This window comes from Oleiphilus sp. HI0117 (assembly GCF_001635235.1).
Map to the genome: position 1 here is coordinate 1 of NZ_LWGA01001394.1, position 911 is coordinate 911.

Here is a 911-nt window from a genome sequence, read left to right on the forward strand (position 1 = left end):
CATAAAGTAAGCAAAAGCTCCGGGTATTTTAATCATTGGACTTTTGTCTTCAGGTCCGGCTTCAAGTACCAGCACCGAGTTCTTTTCATTCTCGCTTAAGCGATTCGCAAGCACACTGCCCGCCGAACCGGCGCCAACAATGATGTAGTCGTATATTAGTTCTGACATCTTGTCACCCAATCTAGAGTCAATATGGTTATCATGAGGGTGATGTTAACTGAGTGCTCAGCACCTAAGAATGGCGGGAGTTGCCAAGGACAGGTCAATAAGTGTCAATAACGATAAACTTCCTTACCCTTCTCGATACTGTGATGGCGCGCAGCCAAACCAGCGTTTGAAACTGCGCCCAAAATTCGACACATCTTCGTAACCAAGCTGTAAAGCGATCACATCTATCTTTTGATCTGTTTTCTTCAGCAAGTATTGAGCATTTTTTTTCTTGGCGTCTTCCATTAGAAGTTTGAAAGTCTTACCTTCTTGCTTCAGTTTTCTGATTAAGGTGCTCTTGGACATATAAAGCGTCTTGGCGGTTTGCTCGAGTGATAGTTCAAACTGAACACTCGAAAGAATTAGTTCATTCACTTTGTCTGATAATGTGCGTGATTCCAGTAAACGATTAAGCTCATTCTTACATTGTTGAGCGGCCATTTCGGCAGTAACCGGATCTGCTGAAACGCAGGTGATCGCCTTCCACTCCAATGGCATACCATATCGCAAAACTCCGTCTGAATAACGAATGCGCTTCGGCAAACACGATCCATATAAGTCACTCCAGTCAGGCTCTTCGAAAGGCAGCTCCAGAACGCATTCTTCTACTTTTGAGCCAATAGCAAATTTGATAATGTTGAAAACCAGCGCAGCAATCGTCTCATAAAGAACAACATCAATGTCTCCCCAATCGGCAAGGGGTT

General features: G+C 43.9%; 2 protein-coding genes. Both read right to left on the bottom strand.

From position 1 onward, the window contains the following. A partial coding sequence (locus A3757_RS25450; protein WP_156506533.1) for an NAD(P)-binding protein occupies positions 1 to 168 on the bottom strand: 168 nt, incomplete at its 3' end. A gap of 123 nt (positions 169 to 291) precedes the next feature. Next, on the bottom strand, positions 292 to 911 hold a 620-nt coding region (locus A3757_RS23685), incomplete at its 5' end, for an AraC family transcriptional regulator (RefSeq protein ID WP_156506534.1).